This is a genomic window from Photobacterium sp. HL06 (assembly GCF_059552575.1).
Genome location: NZ_CM183914.1, coordinates 2,559,388 through 2,576,445, shown reverse-complemented (window position 1 = coordinate 2,576,445; position 17,058 = coordinate 2,559,388). Strand labels below are relative to the sequence as shown.

The following is a 17,058-nucleotide window of genomic DNA, read 5'->3' as shown; positions in this document are numbered from 1 at the left end:
TGAAAGCGAGCTACGCGAATGGCCGCAAGATCAGGCGATGCGGCGCTATGAGTTGATTCTCTCTAAGCTCGGAGTGAAGCGATGAGCGAAAAGATTAGTTTCATCCTTGATGCAACGGTAAAGGGTACCAAGGATATTGTTTCGACCACCACGGCTACTGAGCGCCTGACAGCTGTTCTTGAAGAGCAACGCGGCGAGGTGAAATCTCTAAATGCGCAGCTTAAAGATGTTAAAGGGTTCGAGTCTGCCAGCGGTCGAGCAGAAAAGCTTGCTAAGCAGGTAGCAGATGCCAAGGCGTCTATGAATTCGCTTGGCATTGCGATGGAAGAAAACAAGCAGAAAACATCTCAGTTACGTGGTGAGTATGGCATTACTCAGGCTGAAATCCGAAGCCTGAATCAGCAAATGAAAAAGGCCTCAGGTGAAGGGGCTCAACAGCTCAAGTTAAAGTTGAATGAAGCCAATAAACGGCTTGAGTCGCTTAATGGAGAAATACACCACGGAAAAGTTCGAACAAACGAGTTAGGTGCCGCCTATAAAAAGGCTTCAGGCAAGGTTAATACTCTGACTGAACGCCAGGCAAAACAGCAAAATCGTTTGCAGAGTTTGGGTGATGCACTGAACAAAGCAGGTATCAGTACTGACAAGCTTGGTGATGAACAGAAGCGCCTAGAATCCCTGACTGAGAAATCAACAGCAGCCCTTGAGAAGCAGAATAAGCGGCTCAAGGAAATGCAGACCATTCAAGGTCGTATTGATTCCCGGAAAGCGAAACTTGGTGAGATCGGTGGTGAGGCAACTAGCTTGGCGATAGCTGCTGCGCCACTCGCTGGCACTATGTGGTCAGCAATGAAAAATGAAAGTTCATTTGCTGATGTCAATAAAGTCGTGGATATGACACCGGAACAATCTGCACAGCTGCGTTCTTGGGCATTGAAAACGTCAACTGACACGCCTATGAGTGCGAATGATATCAACGCCATGCTAGCTGCAGGCGGTCAAAGTGGTATTAGCGATATCAATGAGCTGAAAAGCTTTGTACTTGATTCGGCAAAGATGGGCGTTGCCTTTGATATGGAAGCAGGGCAGGCCGGTGAAACACTTGCTGTTTTTAAAGCTGCTATGGGGCTCGATCAGCAAGGCGCGTTAGGCCTGGCGGGACTAGCTAACCACCTTTCAAATAACTCTAACGCAAAAGCCAAAGATATTGCAGGGGTAATGGCCCGGGAAGGTGCCACGGCTAAAACTGCCGGTTTCTCTGTGAATGAATCAGCGGCTCTAGCCTCAGCCATGCTTTCTACGGGGATGGGGGAAGAGCGTTCAGCGACGGCACTTAAAAACATTTCTGGACGTTTGACATTGGGTGAAGCGGCCAGTGGTACTCAGAAAAATGCGATGGCTGCACTTGGCCTAGATGCAGGGTATATCGCCAGCTCAATGCAGCAGGATGCATCAGGAACATTGCTTCAGGTGTTGGATGCGCTTAATGACGCTCCTATAGAAGAGCAAAGTGCCCTGATAAGCCAGATTTTTGGTGAGGAAGCAAAAGGTGCTGTGGCCGCTCTGGCTGGCAATACTGATAACTTTACCAAATCGCTTGCTCTTGCAAAGCAGGGGCAGGATGTTCATATCGAATCCCTACAGAAAGAATATGAGACTCGAATCAATACGTCTGAAAATGGCGTGGATATGTTCGTTAATAAAGTCAGCCGCCTGAGTGTTGTTGTGGGAACGGCATTGCTACCGGCATTGAACTGGGTGCTTGAGCCGTTAGGCAAAGGTGTTGACATGTTGGCCGATTTTGCTGAAGCCAATCAGGGGGTTGCTGCCGCTGTTGGGATCGGTGTGGCTGCATTTATTGGCCTGAAAGGTGTCCTGCTGGCAGGTAAAGTAGCTTCACTTATCTTTGGCAATACCTTGGATAAATCTCGCTTATTCCGTAAAGGGCTCAATCGGGAAACCCAAGAAGGTGGTCGAATTGCTGCTTTGGCAGCTAAGCAATGGCGTAACCTCAATACTGCGGTTGCTTCAAGTCGTGGTTCAAGGAAAGGCAGCGTAGGTGGTGGTCTTGGTGGTGAGATGAGGGAGCGAACTCGTCCTTCCCGCCGTAAACGTCGGGGCCGAGGTTTAGCTGGATTAACTCGTTCGGTACTGGATAGCCGATTTGTACAACCTAAAGGTGCAGCTTTAGCGATGGCTGGATCTGGTTTTGCCATGATGCCAATGAGTGCCATGGCTGCAGATGCTATCGAGATCGGTGGTGATGTAGCTGATAGCGCTGGGAAAATGGGGCTTGCCCGGGTTTTGAAGCCGCTTGGACTTACCATGAATGCGATCTCAGCCACTGAAGGTATTGCTACTGGCAATATGGAACAAACTGGCGAGGCGCTTGGTGATATTGGTGGCTCTATGGGGGGCGGCGCATTAGGCGCAGCAATAGGCACGATGATTTTACCTGGTATTGGTACTGCGATAGGCGGATTGCTGGGTTCCATTGGTGGCGGTATGGGTGGCGAAATGCTTGGTGGTTGGTTTGGTCGTAAGCTTGATTCACCGGATCAAATCGCAGCAAAAGTTGATGCTGTTCAACAGAAAGAGGCGCAAGCCAGGCAACAACCTCCAGTTACGTTTTCTCCCAATATTCAGATCACCGGTGCTCAAGGCCAGGATGAACAAGTCATAGCAAAAGAAGTCACTCGCCAAATGGATCAGCAGTTTGCTTATTTGATGGGTGAGAACACCCTTACAACCCAATTAGGCTATGCCGCAATTGACCGAGATAGTTAGAGGTAATTCATGCATCACCTGGTTATTGGTGAATTTGTGTTTTCGGTGGGTGATAAAACGCCCATCACTAAATTTGAGCGCACTTCACCTGGTGCGTTCTCGGAAGTTGGCCTGATAGATAATGCTCGGTCCGAAAGGACTGGGCGACCGCTTGAAACAATTGAAATCAGCGGGAAATGGCTGCAATACGGCGCACATGAATCCGTTGAAAAGATCAGAGCCTTAATTGATGAACCTCAGCAAGTCAGTGATGGGCAGGGCCGTAACCTAGGTCGTTGGACTATTCAGCAGCTGAAAGAGGGGAAATCATCACTGGTGCATGATGGCCGGGCCATGGTGACAGATGTTTCCCTGCAGCTGAAGGAGTACCGGGGATGAAGGTAAACGCTAAGGCCGGAGAGTTGATCACTGATTTGCTTTATAGGCATACCGGACAGGATAACGACCAGTTAGAACAGGCATTTTACCAACTTAACCCGCATGTTCGAGGTGAAGTGTTCCGGGAAAATACCACAGTCACTCTCCCCGACGTTAAGGCTACGCCCAAACTGAAAACAGTAACTAAATCATGGGACTGATAATGTTTAACCTAATAGGAAAAAACGCTGATTTGATGTTGAGCCGGCTCAAATCATGGCGATTGAAGGACGGTAACGGTACTGAAGGTGACAACCTTACTCTTGTTATCAATTCAGATGATATTGATGGTATTCCACCGAAAGGGGAACGGTACTCTGTCATGCTGGGAGATGTTTCCCGTGATGAGTTCCAGATCTCAAAGCGTTCTGTAAGCCTGCATCCCCGCGAAATTACCTTAGTGCTAACGGTAGCGCCATTTTCCATTACTGATGCAACCGGATTTCGGGAACGTAAGTCAGTTAGCTGGGATAAAACAACGTTGGGGCAGGTTGTCTCTGACTGTGTTACCCCTCATGGGTTTTCAGTTTTTGTGCATCCGGGATTACAAAAAATTGAAATCGAGCATTTAGATCGTTGTGAAGAGAGTACACCTGCTTTTCTTAATCGGCTTGCAAAACAATATGATGCCGTTGCCAAGCCTGTTGAAGAGCGATTTATTTTTGTGCCGATAGGCGAGCAACGTAGTGCATCAGGAAATGACATTGAAACCATTACACTGTCACTTCCAAGTAATAACGACCCTAAGCTACCTGATTTTGTAAATGTGTCTGCCGATCTTGATGGGCGTAATGATTTTAACGGTGTTCGAGCGTTTTACCTCTCTATAGCTGATGGCAGTAGGCAGGAAGTAAAAGTTGGTACCAGTCCGTTTAAGCTGCTGGGAAAAGATAAGAACAGCAAAGGTGAAGCGGAGCAGGCCTGCACGACTGAGCTTAAAAAGATCCAACGACAGGGGCGGAAAATCACATTAGATGCTCCGGTTAATCCAGCCGCTTTCGCTGAAGGGATCGTGGTCATGGATGATTCATTTCCTCGGGCACTTCATGGCAAGTGTTCAATAGATCAGGTGAGCTTTTCAGGGCAGGGGTTACAACCCCGACGAATGACGATTCAAGCGACACTGACAGGTGAGTAATGTTATCAACTAATCTTCGACTTAATCAGCAAGCACTCTTCTCTTCAACTGTTTCTCTCAAAATCTCAGACGCTCAAATTAAAAAACACATTCGTGATCCACGAGTTCGCCAGCTCAAAGATGAGCGTTGTTCCCTTTATCTGAAATTCAACAAGGCCCGAACCGGTGGCACCTGGGTTTTGATGGAGTATAAAAATGGTAGTCAGTTTGGGCACCGTATCGGTAAGTACCCGACCACTCAGGCGAAGCATATTATGGATGTAGTGAGTGTTGCATCCCAACGGATAGCTTCCGGAGACCAGGCTGAATGCAGCGGATTTGAAACGGTTGATCAGCTAATTAACTGGCATGTTGAACGGGAGTTTAAATTACACCGGTCCACAACTCAGAGATTACAGAACCTTAAGAGCATGGCAGAACAGCATGTGGGCTGTATTTTTGAAGGCTGGCCAGTCATGAAACTGTGCCACCAAACAGTAGACAAGCAGCTTATCCAGCCGATGTTTCAACAGGGTTACTCTCTGAGCTATGTACGTGCCAATTTTAACTTGATGAAGACAGCATACTCTGCAGCAAAGAAGGTTAAGAAAATCACAGTGAACCCGATGTCAGATGTCCGGTTCAAAGATTTCTTCGGTGATACGTTTTCTATTTCTGCAGCACAGGTTCGAGGTTGCCGTTTCCATACTGACCAGCTTCCGGAAGCGCTGCTTGCCACTCAAAAGGCGGATCCAGATAAGCGGTTGCTGCTTACTTTAATCATTGCCCACGGCACCCGGATAGGGGAAACCAGAAAAGCCAAGTGGGAATATATTGATTTGACTCAGAAGCGCTGGACCATCCCTGCAGAAGACACCAAGAACGGTAAGTCTGTTGTCTATCCACTGACCGATGGCATGGTTGAACTCTTACGTTCATACCAAGAGTGGCAAGTTGTGCAAGGATATCAAACTGGGATGCTGTTCCCTCTGTCAAAACGAAGCCGCAAACCAATTCACAGTACAAAGGCAAGTGAATGGGTGAGGAATATCTCGGCTAGAAAGTGGTCTGCCCATGACCTCAGAAAGCGAGCAAGGACAATCTGGCTTGAATTGGGTATCGACTATATTGTTTGTGAGGCATTACTGAACCATGCTCGTGACAAGCTTGATCAGGCATATATTCACACTCATATGGAATTGCAGAAGAAAGATGCCCTCAAAACGTACCATGAGTGGCTAAATTCTTGCTGGCACAACTGGCTATTACCTATTTCAATTCAAGAGACACCCCTTCACTAAGCCTTATCACGACTGGATCCTTAAGTGATCCGATCCTAAACCTCAGAGGATGATAAAAAATATGGATAATTTGGCTCAAAGCGGCCCAATTGACCCTCGTTTGGCAAGTATTGCGCGTGTAGTTCCGCACCAGGTTGGATTAGTTAAGTTGAGTAAAACTCAAATGAAAGTACTTAAGCTGATGGGGCCGGAGGAGGATGTAACACCAGAACAAATTGCACGGCGATGTTCGCTATCTAATTCGTGGTCCAGTACAACGTTGAGACGTTTGTATGAGAGAGGCTATTTAACCCGGCGTTCTGAGCCAAGCAAAACGGGAGGCATTTTTTATCGATACAGTAAGCCTTGCTTAAATAGCTAGGTGATCAGTTTTAATAGCTCGTTAATGAATTCTAGCCATAGGTTTAGGGTTTCCATCATGTTTGCCTGTTGTGTTGATTTGTGACGTCTACTGAGAGTTGCTATGCAGCTCAGTCTAACCGATGTCATTAGTTTAATTAGGTTAACGCAGAACATTATTTTTCTCCGTTAATGAGCATTGTTGCGTATGCTAATTCGATCCTTCGCTCATTTATTAGATATTTATGTGTTTTCGCGAGCTCGTACTTAGCCATAAACGGAAAATCTTTTACCTTTTTATTAGAGTCAAAAGTCAAGAGATATAACAAAACTGAAAAGGTAGTTTATGAAACCAGGAGAGCATACACATATGAAAATACCGCCCACTCTATAGGGTTCTCTGGTTGCCATCCCTTCATCAAATCCCCCTTAGCAGGCGAACGCGTGTCTATAAAGGGACTTGGTTTTTGCTTTAGAAGGTAGAGAACTGCCAAGCAAGGTAAGAGTCAGTGCATCGTTATTTATCAGTGCTTTCACCGAGTCCATGAGTGAGTTGAGTAGTTTTTTTGAATGCTAGGCATTGTTCTCTAAGGGAATCGTGTAGTATCTGAATATCACGCATTTTGTTTTCTTCTTTTGTTATTGTGGTGAATTCATTAGTTCAGAAAGCAAGGTGCGTGCCTAATTATTGAATAACAAGGAATTTTTGTGGGGATTCCTGAGAACAGGGCGTTATGTGTAATCGAAGCAATATGAAAATTTCGGATTTAGTGGATTATCCAAGTGAGACTGAGGCTATTGCCAAGTGGTACTTTAATGAGTGGGATCATAAAGACCCGAAAGCAACTCTAGAAAGTGTAATTGAAAAGGTATCTTCGGTTGCCAACCGAACTGCGTTTGTAGCGCATGTTGATGGAGTGTTAGCTGGAGCTGGCGAACTTAAATATCGTGAGTATCCAGAATATTCAAGTTATAACTATTGGTTAGATGGGATCTATGTTCCTTTAGAGTATCGTGGAAAAGGTATATCAACAGCACTAATTGAGTTTGCTAAATCCAAGGCTATTGAGTTACAACTACCAGCTCTTTATCTCCGTTGTGAAGATCACCTCGTGAAACTTTATGAAACTCATGGGTTTCAGGTAGTTTGTGTTGAAGAAACAAAGTTCATTATGGAGTTAAAAGTTAATACATAACAATGCTTTAAAGTCGGATTCGTAACTGTGGCGGACCAGTTTTATAATTGCCCGGACCGCTTTTATCCGCATTTTCCAGCCCACAATCATTGCGACTATAAGATATTAAGGAACCACGCTGATTGAGAATGGGACCACAATCATTTAGAACGAGGCCGATTTTATCTGGTCCGGACCATATTCATTGAGAATGAAAAAATTTGCCGGAACCTGAGGAGTTCACCTGTAATTGATATGGCTTTTCCCTTCAAACATGGAGCAATACGGTGCAACTGGTGCTCTCGTCAAAATGGAGGGCTTCTCTGCTGGTCGCAATAGCACGATAGTTTATTTTTCTTGTGAAGACTGTGAGATAGAAGAGTCGAGAGTTATGAAGGCAGGCGGAAGTATCCAACAGTCAAAATGACAATTGGACAGTATGGTTTCATATCTTTAGTAATAGATACTGAAGGCAATATGTTTGGTCTACATTCGATGAATGTAAAATGGGCAATATCTAATAAAAAAGAATAGAGGTCTGCACTCGACAGACCTTTAGTTAGTGTTATCACATCCAGAAAAATATTAGAAAATGTATTGCAATTCAACATTAACAACCTGTGAATGAGCTTCAGCTTTAACGTATTATGGGGCAGGAACGAGTTAGAGCAATCTGTCTGATCCGGTCAAGGTATGTGCCAGATTGCATCTAAATTTGTCCACATTAGATAAAACAACGTAAGGTACTTCTGAGCGCTAAAAGTCAGCAAACGAGGGGAACCCTCGGGCTAAAAAAATTTTTTGGCCTTCTTGGTCACCACCATCGGGCCTTCATCATAAGTAGTCAGGTCTCAATTAGACTATGAGCGTTATGCGTAACGTAATGATGATTTTTCATGTCGTATGTTAGTCGCTATGTAGCTTAAGCCGCGCAGGTTTTACCTTTGCGGCTGGATGTGCATCACGCCCATAACACTTACCAACGGGGTAGTGAACGTCATTACTACATCTAAAATCAAAAACGTAAGGCTAAAGATAGTCAATTCGTTTAGATAGGCATATAAAGTATTTGACACTGTAGTCGATTGTTATGCGTGTTGAATTCAATTTATGGCTACTTCCAAGTTGAAACTAGGCTAGTTGTTTATTTTGAGACCAGCTTCAATCCATGGTCTAGTAACAATATTAGAAATACCCGGTTTTACATCATAAATCCATTCTCCATTTGGTTGGACTTCATAATATGTGTATTGATGGGGGAAGAACCAAACATAATAAGTAGAGTCATCGTTTTCTGCTACTTGAACAAGCCCACCAACCCTAGATTTCACCTTGCCGTTTTCCTTATATTTAAAATCATATGGGGCTTGATAAAAAATTCGACCTGCAGAACTAGCAATTGGTGTGTAGATTCCTTCTGGGAGTACAGCGGAGAAGTTTGTAGAAATAATCCCCCTAGTTACTTTAGGCGTATATTTCTTATTCAAGGATATTTTAGGACCATAGCTTATTGAAAGGCTAGAAGCATATTGATCTTGTAGTTCCATCGCTTCGTTGAATCCGGTACAACCGGAAAGTGCTAGAGTAGCAACTAAAATAATAGTCTTGGAGGCTTTGTTAAACATGAATTTCCTCTTGTACATAACACCAATATCGATTTGCATGCTCGCTAAGCCATACTTGGCGGCCTAGCGAGAGAAACTAATGGCTTCTTTGTTATCTACTCAACAGCCAGACCAGAAGCGTACATTTCGCTAAGATTGGTTTTAGCTTTCGCATAACCTTGCTCGGCAGCCAGTCGATACCACTTTACTGCTTCTTTGAAGTCTTTTTCTACACCCCAACCGCCCTCATACATCTCGCCAAGAGAGTTTTGTGCAACCGCATAGCCTTGTTCGGCAGCTAGTCGATACCACTTTACTGCTTCTTTGAAGTCTCGCTCAACGCCCTGACCGTCCTCGTACATCCAGCCAAGAGAGTATTGTCCATCCGCATAGCCTTGCTCGGCAGCCAGTCGATACCACTTCACAGCTTCTTTGTCGTCTTCCTCGATACCCCGGCCAGTCGCGTACATATATCCAAGCTGCTCTTGCGCCCACGCATAGCCTTGCTGGGCACTTAGTCGATACCATTTAACTGCTTCTTTGTAGTTGTATTTTACGCCTCGACCGTTCTTGTACATCCACCCAAGATTAGCTTGTGCCACTCTATCGCCTTGCTCGGCAGCCAGTCGAAACCACTTTACTGCTTTTGTATCGTCTTGCTCAACGCCCCGGCCACTTTTGTACATCCAGCCAAGACTGATTTGCCCACTCACATCGCCTTGCTCGGCACCCAGTAGATACCACTTTACCGCTTCTTTATCATCTTGAACTATGCCCCGACCATCTTTGTACATCCAGCCAAGATTGGTTTGCGCTCTCGCATAGTTTTGATCGGCAGCCAGTCGATACCACTTCAAAGCTTCTGTGTAGTTTTGCTCAACGCCCCGTCCGGTGTCATACATCCGACCAAGATAGGTCTGCGCTTTCGCATCACCTAGCTCAGCTCGCAAAGTGAGATCCTTAACATTACTAGAAGTGGTGGCACAGGCAGTCACGAAAAGTAATGTTATAAGTTTTAGCGTAATAAGTTTGACATTAATGTGCATGTTTAAATTTTGAATGATTAAATTTGAATGTAATATTAGCGCCTTATCTACAAGCATCAAATGAAAAATGATGGAAGTTTAGTGTTCATGTAGCTTTTATTTCAATTGGATACCGCAATTTTATACCTTGCAAACCACTCTCAGGCTGATCCAAGCATCAACTTTGATAGTCATGTGAAAATGATCACTCTGGATTATAAACGAGAGGAAGGTGAATTATACCAATGCTATCCATATGATATCGACACCATGAAATTTGCTCATAAAATATGCATGAATAAGTCTATGGCAAACCAGTACTAACATAATAAGAATGAACATATGCTCTAAATAGCTTTGTGTCAGAAGTAAAATGAAGCTAGACACGTTAGGTTGCAGTGTGATTCATGTGAGACTTTAGAGGGCATATGAACGAGAATAATGGCTTATGATATGGGGGCAAAAAAGGGGCAAAACGAATTCAAAAATGGGCTTTTGGGGCAAATAGGGGCAAAAAAGGGGCAGTTAAAAAATGATATAAACAATAAAAGAGCAGTAGGCAACTAGCTGATAAGTAAGGGTATTCTTTGTTTTTGTTGTTAGTTCAGAGAGTTGTAGGTAAGTTAGTCAGCATTCCGCCCAGTATTTAGGATAGCTATTTATTGGTGTTACATCAGTATGCATACATTGGCCTCAATCTTAGCCTGAATTGGGGGGAAACGTCTGCTCATTCTTCACAAGCAAACGTCGCCGACTTTTAATAGGCTGGGGCAGTATTTTGCTCAGAAGCCTCGATGGAAGGCATTGCTTGTAGAGGTGTGATTGTAGTCGGGAGCATGGCGGTATTGGGCTTATATACAAGCAAGTTAGTTCCTTAACATTTCAATGGGCTATATTTCTAAGCAGTAATGACGATATCACTTGGTGGTTGATAGAACGTCTATTTGGCCTAGTTACTGCGTTAAGGAAAAAGTGATGATTCAAAAAATCGTGAGTATGTTGGTCTTGGTTTTCCTTTTTCCAGCACCGTTAATTGCGAAGCCATTAGTTGTTGGAACCTGGAATATGGAGCACCTTGCTGAAGTTAATGGTGCTGGTTGTAGAAGCCGTACAACGAGTGATTATTTAGCTTTGAAGAGATATGCCGATTCATTAAATGCAGATGTCATCGGGTTACAAGAGGTGCAAAACATCAAAGCGCTCCAACGTGTTTTCAGTCCCGATAAATACTATGTGATTGTATCCGAACGTCCTTCAACAGGCCCCTACCCCTGCAGAGGAAACCGCAATCAATCAACGGAACAACGAGTTGGTTGGGCGATAAAAAAAGGGATCAAATACGAATATACAAATGATATGAACATTCTTTCTTTATCTATCAATGGATACCAAAGGTATGGGTTAGCCTTATTTTTGCCAGATGAGAATTTATATTTACTAAACCTTCATTTGAAGTCCCAATGTTTTGACATTAAGTTACCATCCCCTGATGCAACTTGCATGATTAAGGAAATACAAGTAGAAAGGATTCTTGAATGGCTGACACTGGTAGAGGGTAGCCATGTTGTGTTGCTTGGTGACTGGAATCGCCAGCTAGCTAACGAAGGGGACTACATCGCTAAGCAATTTGATAACTTCACCATGACCACGAAATCACTTAAGGGATGCAATCCGAAATATCCAAAACCGATAGATCATATCTTGACTAGTTTTAAAGCGGATAAAGCCTCATTCCACGCATTTGGCGATGACGATAGCGTATCAAATAAAGATGTCATGCTTTCAGACCATTGTGCCGCTACTGTTAGGGTCAACGTTAAACCCTAACTGCATGGCTTTTGAAAGGAGTTAGTTCTTTTGATCCGGTTACCCTTGCAAGCTTGGGAATACAGTGTGAAATAGAGTGTTTGATCTAATTATGACCTTTGAAATAAGAATGGTTACTTCAAAGTTAGAAGTGTTGCTAGCTGTTTTAATGCTATAGGGCATTATTTACAGAGATATTTGAATATGGAGTTAGTATTTGGCTCAATAATTCTTACTTCGCATTTTGTTAATACGAGGTTGCTCACACAAAACTTTAACATAATAAGATATATTCCCGCCTTGCTAATTACTTCGTAATATTCAAAGTTGATTTAATAAATGCACCTCTATACTTGGCAAAAAGAATATGACCTTCATGTTGAAGTCATTGATTTACAACATAAAAATTTATTGGCACTGATTAATAAACTCCTTATGTTCCAAAACGAGCCTAAAGGCATTGTGCGTCGTTTTCTTGAGGAAGTAATAGCCTATGCTGAATTTCACTTTCTCAGTGAAGATAATCTGATGATGATCACCCATTATGGTGGCTTTGAGCAACATCAAAACGTTCATCGCATGTTGCTGAAACAGTTAAAAAACCAGTATACGCGCTATGAGAGCAACCAGTGCGAACTCAAAGAAATCATTGTCTTTTTGGCTCAGTGGCTTATTGAGCACATAACGGCTGATGAACATGACCGGGCGTTTGCAAAACATCTTAAATCATCCAAAAATAGTCATTACCTGCTGAATGTAAAATGTAGTTAAGAAACCTGAGATTGGTTTAAGCCGTTACCATCACTCAAGTTCGATTGCTGTCTCACTATCGACTTGTTCGCATTTTGACCAACAGCTGCTTATATTGGGAGTTTAAGAATCATACTCCCAATTAATAACAGCTACTGCTTAATGTATGTTCACGTATTGCAGGTAAGAATGAACAAGTTGCGAATGAGTAGATACTCTAACTATTTATTGTACCTGTTGATGACGTTTTCAATGGTCATGATCCCAAACATGATTTTTTTTACGAACGACTCAGAGCTACCCACGTAGTAGAAATTAGGGTGTTTAGACCAGATATTTTGCAGTTGTTTATCTATCTCCGCAGCCTGTTCTGACGACTCATTTCTTACTGGATTGTTACTACTGATATCCTGTCCAGTTGTGGCCGCAGACTCAAAAAAAATGACGGCATCATAGCGTGCCATTTCACTCTCAAGGTCAGAATCGACTTCTTTAAAAAAGTCTTCATCGGTTCCAGGCCAATAGGCCAAGCCATCCAGTGTTCCTCTATCACAGACTAGAAGCCGATTAGGGTAGTGCGTTTGTTGAATGTCTTCTAAATTTTTCTGAAGGAAAAAAATCGATTTTTGAACCGTTTTTAGCACTTCTTCATCACAAGATCGAGTAATGCCACTCGAAAAGAGCACGGTTGCGGCCTCAGGCACAATCGCCAGTTTATCGGAGAGTTCTCTGCGAAAAAGGTCGAGCGCCGTGGTCTTTCCACCGCCAGGACCTCCCGTTACGACGACCTTTAGCTGTTTTTTCATAACAAGCCCCAAAGAACTGAGTTATGTCAATCATAGCACCAATCACCTTGTGCTTTGATTAACCTTGATGTATTTGATAGGCAGAACTTGATTTTGTTTTATTCCTCATTTAGGAAAATTTTTATTCAAAAAATAAAACATATATATTTAACTTGTTGATTTAAGGCCCTTGAGTAATTATCCAGCAACACCCAGCAGTCAAAAACCTGCTATTGCACTGATTCTATAAAAGTAGTGAAAGGCAGGAATGAAACTGTGACTGAGCTATTTATTACCAACATTGAGAGATGGTAATTAAAGCTGGTAGTTATATATTGAGGGATATACCTGATGAATAATGTTTCGAAAAAAATGAAAATCACTTCTGCAATGCTATTGGCATTTTCTTTATATGCGCCGACTATTCAGGCTGATATTTTAGAAGAGATTCATGAAGAGCGTGTAGAAGAGCGACGTGAAGAAAGGCGTGAAGATCGTCGTGAGGAAAGAAGGGAAGACCGCCGTGAAGACAGACGCGAGGATCGCCGAGAGGAGCGCCGCGAAGATTTTGTCGAATAAATTATTGATTAATGGGTTGTATACCCAAACCACCTCAAGATGCTCGTTTCAGCGAGAATGACTGAGCTGGTAGGCAAGGCGTTGATTTGAAAACATAGTGGCTCTACGTTAAAAAGCAGCAACATTGCATACCAGCTCAGTCAACTCGCCCTTTGGGAGTGATTCAGCAAGCCCATTTCTATGTCAAATAACGCCGAAAGGGGCCACCATTCCTGCCGCTATTTTCCTTGAACTGGACATGCTGATATCACTCTGAATCCTGCATCTTGAGGTAGTTTGGGTATAAGTAAATTTAGCCCTTAGCATATTCTCGCATCGTGGCTCTTGTATCATTGCTTATTTATCAAGCCAGCTGACACAAGAGCTGTGATGAAACAGGTTAAACTACCTGTATAGGATCACTCAACCTGCTTAAGTTTGTGAATCTTCAGTTCTTCACCATTAAAAAAACTGGCGATCATGCCTTCATCAATTTTCTTGAGTCGAAGCGAACTCAGAATATTGGTTTTTTTGTCTAGGCGATCTTTCAGGGACTGATCATCAGATTTAGCTGAGATCTGCCTTAAAATGATCCGCCCATCATGATCTTTTTTATATTGAGCCTCATAGTGGACGTTGAACTTTTTGGCATTCTTGTCCTGGCCATAGATATTCATGCTATTACCATTAAACTCAATATAAAATTCCTGCCCATCGACAAACTCACTCTCCCAGAAGCCATTAACACCGTAAAAAACCGGCGTTAGCTTGTCTTTTATAAAGAAAAAAGTCACTGAAAGGATAGCCACGCTAATTAAAAGTTTGGTTATGGTGTAATTGCTACGCATTGCTTGCCCTCTTCACACCCGTAGATAGTGTTGTTAACTTTGTCGATATAGTCATAGCGTGTTGATTGTAATACTGAGCGTATTTGCTCGATCTCGCTGTTACTTGGGGTAAATAGCACACTGGTATTATTAATAACCATTGCTTCATCATTGTTTCGGATAGCGAGGCTGGCAGTAAATGCGAGCAGTAGGCTAAGCAGGACACAGCTCAGGATGAATGCAGTTCTGCTGATGTCGAACGATGACGTCTTACTGACTGTTGTCGGCTTGCTGGCCGGTTGCTTAACAGCGGGCTCTGTCTTAGCCGTTACCGTTATATCGGGCTGAATACCTGGAAATTCCGGAGCTGGCGGCAAGCTGCTATGAAACTCCGGCATCACTCCGAGTTTGTAACCGCGCTTTGGTACTGTAATGATCAGTGCTTTGCCTTGGTTAAACAACTTAGAGCGCAGACTGTTTACCGTTTGGTTGATGGTGAATTCTGAGGCGTAGGTATTGGCCCAGACGTTTTCCGCGATTTCAGTCCTGAGGGCAACATCGGGGTAGCGCTGGCATAAATACTTAAGCAACTCTGCTTCTTTTATCCGTAACTGGGACTGACCATTATCGTTAGTATTGGTGATCGACAGATCGGCTAGCGAAAGCCGCAGGTTTTGAAGGGTAATATAACTGATAGTAGTGTCGAGCGGTTTTGCCATATCGGTCATTTAGTACAGCGAATAATTGTATTTAGGTAGAAGATATAGACGGTTGATTTTAGGGATGGTTCAAATTAATAAGCAAAAGAGTGCAAGTAATTCCGAACAGGGGAGTGTCCCTGTCCGGAAAGGCCCAAGACGTTGTGGCTAGCCAAAGGATTTCCCCAGCCCCTTGAGCATTGTGACTTTATCGCGCATTAAGCTGGATGATTTTTCCATCATTTCGACCTGTTCAAGATTCTTGGTTGATGAGTATGAGATTTGGTTAACATTATTGCTGATTTCACCTGCTACCATGCCTTGCTCCTCGGCGGCGGTTGCGATCTGAGTAGATATTTCAGCCATTTCATCGACCATGGCAACAACTTCGCGAATGCTTTGTGCTGTGGTATCGGTATTCGCTGCGCATTGCTTGGTCTTCTCGATACTTTCGTTTGTGCGTGACTGCCATTGATGTAGGGTCGAATTAATGTCACTGATGCTGTGTTGGATTTTCTCCGTTGCACCGTGTGTTCGCTGCGAAAGGGCACGTACTTCATCCGCGACGACGGCAAACCCTCGGCCTTGTTCTCCGGCCCGTGCTGCTTCAATGGCTGCGTTAAGGGCAAGGAGGTTTGTCTGCTCTGCAATGCCCTGAATTTCGACCATCATGGTTTCAATCTGATCGGAGACCTTTACCAGTGATTTCGCTGTTTCGGCCGTATTTTCCGTATCTTGTTCAAGCTCATTGATATTGCTTTGGGTTAAATCAAGTGCCTGTGTCGTCTTCACGCATTGCCGTTGCGCTGTGGCAATTTTGTCTGCCGTCAGCTGGGTGTTTTGGGCAATTTCGTTCGATACGGTAGATAGCTCGGTGATCGCCGAGGCTATCATTTGTGTTTCTTGATCTTGCTCTGTGATTGATGTTTTGGTCGAGCTGGAGGCTTGCTGAAGCGTATCGGCCACATTCTGTAACGTTAAGGAGGCGTCATCGATTCTACCTAATACTGTTTTGAGCCTGGCATCACCCAGTTGTAGGTGAAACTTGGCAATCGATTCTTTTGAATCTCCGCTATAGATGATACGGGTCAGGCTATCGTATTGGCTTGTTAGATGCTGAAGGAAAGCAGGCGTCTTAAACATCTCACTGCGATATAGCAAGACAATGAGGCATAGCGGGATCAGGGAACTGAATTGAGCATATTCGCGAAGGAAGAAATGTGTGCCCGCAACCGTCAAGGCTGTGGCCAGGATACTCAGAGCAATTTTGTGTGAGACCGACAGTTGGAATGAATAAGGATTTCTTTTGTTGTTGAGCTGGTGATAAATGTGAGTCGCATTGTTGATCATATCACTGCTGGCCTTTCGCCTTACCGACTGGTAGCCACAGACCTGATTGTTTTCATACAGCGGGGTAACATAAGCATCCACCCAGTAGTAGCTCCCATCTTTGCAGCAATTCTTGACAATGCCTCGCCATGGCCTTTCTGCTTTCAGGTGCAGCCATAAGTCCGCAAAGGCCTGTGGAGGCATGTCTGGATGGCGGATGATATTGTGGTGCTGTCCAACGAGCTCCTCAGAAGAGTAACCGCAAATTGCAACAAACTCATCATTGGCATAGGTGATGATACCTTTTAGGTCGGTCGTCGTTACCAGCTGGGCGTTCTGATCCAGCACAACTTCGTTGCCTGTGACATGGCGATTCTTTTTCATAGATAGTCCCTCTTCTACATCAAAAGTCATAGCTGACGGCAGAAGCGATACATCATGCTCTACAAGTCAGAAAACTTGCGTTGATAATGACAGTAATATCATTACAAACAGTGCGGTATATCTCCGCTTAAAATCAAATGTAGATGGGATATTGCT

17 protein-coding genes and 2 pseudogenes are annotated in these 17,058 nt (G+C 43.8%); 12 read left to right on the top strand and 7 right to left on the bottom strand.

From position 1 onward, the window contains the following. The first annotated feature begins 81 nt into the window (after window positions 1-81). The 6 genes from AC51G0_RS11805 to AC51G0_RS11780 are packed head-to-tail and all read left to right on the top strand — an operon-like array spanning window position 82 to window position 5,983. A complete protein-coding gene (locus tag AC51G0_RS11805; RefSeq protein WP_496298646.1) occupies window positions 82-2,787 on the top strand; it encodes a phage tail tape measure protein in 2,706 nt (901 codons plus the stop codon). A gap of 9 nt (window positions 2,788-2,796) precedes the next feature. Then, the gene (locus AC51G0_RS11800; RefSeq protein ID WP_496298644.1) at window positions 2,797-3,165 is read left to right on the top strand and encodes a phage tail protein; all 369 of its coding nucleotides are present in this window, start codon (window positions 2,797-2,799) and stop codon (window positions 3,163-3,165) included. Beyond that, complete coding sequence (locus AC51G0_RS11795; protein WP_496298642.1) at window positions 3,162-3,365, top strand: tail protein X; 204 nt, start codon at window positions 3,162-3,164, stop codon at window positions 3,363-3,365. Before AC51G0_RS11800 ends, AC51G0_RS11795 begins: the two co-directional genes overlap by 4 nt. Before the next feature lie 2 nt (window positions 3,366-3,367). Then, a complete protein-coding gene (locus AC51G0_RS11790; protein WP_496298641.1) occupies window positions 3,368-4,342 on the top strand; it encodes a hypothetical protein in 975 nt (324 codons plus the stop codon). Then, window positions 4,342-5,622 carry a tyrosine-type recombinase/integrase gene (locus AC51G0_RS11785; protein ID WP_496298639.1) on the top strand — a complete coding sequence of 427 codons (1,281 nt, stop codon included), beginning with the start codon at window positions 4,342-4,344 and terminating at the stop codon, window positions 5,620-5,622. The genes AC51G0_RS11790 and AC51G0_RS11785 overlap by 1 nt, the downstream gene beginning before the upstream one ends. A 49-nt stretch (window positions 5,623-5,671) precedes the next feature. After that, on the top strand, window positions 5,672-5,983 hold the full coding sequence (locus AC51G0_RS11780; protein ID WP_496298637.1) for a MarR family transcriptional regulator: 312 nt from the start codon (window positions 5,672-5,674) through the stop codon (window positions 5,981-5,983). Window positions 5,984-6,420: 437 nt separating this feature from the next. Here AC51G0_RS11780 and AC51G0_RS11775 read toward each other — a convergent pair. Next, window positions 6,421-6,583, bottom strand: a pseudogene (locus AC51G0_RS11775) (IS4 family transposase); the annotation flags it as partial. A 130-nt stretch (window positions 6,584-6,713) separates the two neighbouring features. Here AC51G0_RS11775 and AC51G0_RS11770 point away from each other — a divergent pair. Together AC51G0_RS11770 and AC51G0_RS11765 are read left to right on the top strand one after the other, a co-directional pair. Continuing rightward, on the top strand, window positions 6,714-7,157 hold the full coding sequence (locus AC51G0_RS11770; RefSeq protein ID WP_496298636.1) for a GNAT family N-acetyltransferase: 444 nt from the start codon (window positions 6,714-6,716) through the stop codon (window positions 7,155-7,157). Between the two features lie 241 nt (window positions 7,158-7,398). Beyond that, window positions 7,399-7,670: pseudogene (locus tag AC51G0_RS11765) on the top strand (VOC family protein); the annotation flags it as partial. A 602-nt stretch (window positions 7,671-8,272) separates the two neighbouring features. On the opposite strand, the gene AC51G0_RS11760 reads toward AC51G0_RS11765, so the two are convergent. Next, window positions 8,273-8,761: a hypothetical protein gene (locus tag AC51G0_RS11760; RefSeq protein ID WP_496298634.1), complete on the bottom strand. Its 489-nt coding sequence runs from the start codon at window positions 8,759-8,761 to the stop codon at window positions 8,273-8,275. A 95-nt stretch (window positions 8,762-8,856) separates the two neighbouring features. Then, on the bottom strand, window positions 8,857-9,690 hold the full coding sequence (locus tag AC51G0_RS11755; RefSeq protein WP_496298632.1) for a tetratricopeptide repeat protein: 834 nt from the start codon (window positions 9,688-9,690) through the stop codon (window positions 8,857-8,859). A gap of 516 nt (window positions 9,691-10,206) precedes the next feature. Between AC51G0_RS11755 and AC51G0_RS11750 the strand changes: the two genes are divergently transcribed. The 3 genes from AC51G0_RS11750 to AC51G0_RS11740 all read left to right on the top strand — a co-directional run bounded on the left by AC51G0_RS11750 (window position 10,207) and on the right by AC51G0_RS11740 (window position 12,342). Continuing rightward, complete coding sequence (locus AC51G0_RS11750) at window positions 10,207-10,332, top strand: hypothetical protein (RefSeq protein ID WP_496298631.1); 126 nt, start codon at window positions 10,207-10,209, stop codon at window positions 10,330-10,332. Between the two features lie 408 nt (window positions 10,333-10,740). Further along, window positions 10,741-11,592 carry an endonuclease/exonuclease/phosphatase family protein gene (locus AC51G0_RS11745; RefSeq protein ID WP_496298630.1) on the top strand — a complete coding sequence of 284 codons (852 nt, stop codon included), beginning with the start codon at window positions 10,741-10,743 and terminating at the stop codon, window positions 11,590-11,592. Between the two features lie 318 nt (window positions 11,593-11,910). Beyond that, complete coding sequence (locus tag AC51G0_RS11740) at window positions 11,911-12,342, top strand: bacteriohemerythrin (protein ID WP_496298628.1); 432 nt, start codon at window positions 11,911-11,913, stop codon at window positions 12,340-12,342. Window positions 12,343-12,542: 200 nt separating this feature from the next. Here the strand turns inward: AC51G0_RS11740 and AC51G0_RS11735 are convergent, their stop codons facing one another. Then, a complete protein-coding gene (locus AC51G0_RS11735; protein WP_496298626.1) occupies window positions 12,543-13,127 on the bottom strand; it encodes an AAA family ATPase in 585 nt (194 codons plus the stop codon). A gap of 330 nt (window positions 13,128-13,457) precedes the next feature. Here AC51G0_RS11735 and AC51G0_RS11730 point away from each other — a divergent pair, with 330 nt between their 5' ends. Next, complete coding sequence (locus AC51G0_RS11730; RefSeq protein WP_496298625.1) at window positions 13,458-13,685, top strand: hypothetical protein; 228 nt, start codon at window positions 13,458-13,460, stop codon at window positions 13,683-13,685. 398 nt (window positions 13,686-14,083) lie between these two features. Here AC51G0_RS11730 and AC51G0_RS11725 read toward each other — a convergent pair whose 3' ends face one another. The 3 genes from AC51G0_RS11725 to AC51G0_RS11715 all read right to left on the bottom strand — a co-directional run bounded on the left by AC51G0_RS11725 (window position 14,084) and on the right by AC51G0_RS11715 (window position 16,902). Next, a complete protein-coding gene (locus AC51G0_RS11725; protein ID WP_496298624.1) occupies window positions 14,084-14,512 on the bottom strand; it encodes a hypothetical protein in 429 nt (142 codons plus the stop codon). Then, on the bottom strand, window positions 14,491-15,210 hold the full coding sequence (locus AC51G0_RS11720) for a winged helix-turn-helix domain-containing protein (RefSeq protein ID WP_496298622.1): 720 nt from the start codon (window positions 15,208-15,210) through the stop codon (window positions 14,491-14,493). The genes AC51G0_RS11725 and AC51G0_RS11720 overlap by 22 nt, the downstream gene beginning before the upstream one ends. Window positions 15,211-15,357: 147 nt before the next feature. Then, on the bottom strand, window positions 15,358-16,902 hold the full coding sequence (locus AC51G0_RS11715) for a methyl-accepting chemotaxis protein (RefSeq protein ID WP_496298620.1): 1,545 nt from the start codon (window positions 16,900-16,902) through the stop codon (window positions 15,358-15,360). Window positions 16,903-17,058 lie beyond the last annotated feature (156 nt).

Excerpts from the sequence above, each read along its gene's own strand:
- AC51G0_RS11795 (WP_496298642.1), top strand. The coding sequence starts at position 3,162 with ATGAAGGTAAACGCTAAGGCCGGAGAGTTGATCACTGATTTGCTTTAT.
- AC51G0_RS11735 (WP_496298626.1), bottom strand. The coding sequence starts at position 13,127 with ATGAAAAAACAGCTAAAGGTCGTCGTAACGGGAGGTCCTGGCGGTGGA.
- AC51G0_RS11745 (WP_496298630.1), top strand. The coding sequence starts at position 10,741 with ATGATTCAAAAAATCGTGAGTATGTTGGTCTTGGTTTTCCTTTTTCCA.
- AC51G0_RS11750 (WP_496298631.1), top strand. The coding sequence starts at position 10,207 with ATGGCTTATGATATGGGGGCAAAAAAGGGGCAAAACGAATTCAAAAAT.
- AC51G0_RS11725 (WP_496298624.1), bottom strand. The coding sequence starts at position 14,512 with ATGCGTAGCAATTACACCATAACCAAACTTTTAATTAGCGTGGCTATC.
- AC51G0_RS11780 (WP_496298637.1), top strand. The coding sequence starts at position 5,672 with ATGATAAAAAATATGGATAATTTGGCTCAAAGCGGCCCAATTGACCCT.
- AC51G0_RS11740 (WP_496298628.1), top strand. The coding sequence starts at position 11,911 with ATGCACCTCTATACTTGGCAAAAAGAATATGACCTTCATGTTGAAGTC.
- AC51G0_RS11805 (WP_496298646.1), top strand. The coding sequence starts at position 82 with ATGAGCGAAAAGATTAGTTTCATCCTTGATGCAACGGTAAAGGGTACC.
- AC51G0_RS11720 (WP_496298622.1), bottom strand. The coding sequence starts at position 15,210 with ATGGCAAAACCGCTCGACACTACTATCAGTTATATTACCCTTCAAAAC.
- AC51G0_RS11800 (WP_496298644.1), top strand. The coding sequence starts at position 2,797 with ATGCATCACCTGGTTATTGGTGAATTTGTGTTTTCGGTGGGTGATAAA.
- AC51G0_RS11760 (WP_496298634.1), bottom strand. The coding sequence starts at position 8,761 with ATGTTTAACAAAGCCTCCAAGACTATTATTTTAGTTGCTACTCTAGCA.
- AC51G0_RS11785 (WP_496298639.1), top strand. The coding sequence starts at position 4,342 with ATGTTATCAACTAATCTTCGACTTAATCAGCAAGCACTCTTCTCTTCA.
- AC51G0_RS11770 (WP_496298636.1), top strand. The coding sequence starts at position 6,714 with ATGAAAATTTCGGATTTAGTGGATTATCCAAGTGAGACTGAGGCTATT.
- AC51G0_RS11730 (WP_496298625.1), top strand. The coding sequence starts at position 13,458 with ATGAATAATGTTTCGAAAAAAATGAAAATCACTTCTGCAATGCTATTG.
- AC51G0_RS11790 (WP_496298641.1), top strand. The coding sequence starts at position 3,368 with ATGTTTAACCTAATAGGAAAAAACGCTGATTTGATGTTGAGCCGGCTC.
- AC51G0_RS11715 (WP_496298620.1), bottom strand. The coding sequence starts at position 16,902 with ATGAAAAAGAATCGCCATGTCACAGGCAACGAAGTTGTGCTGGATCAG.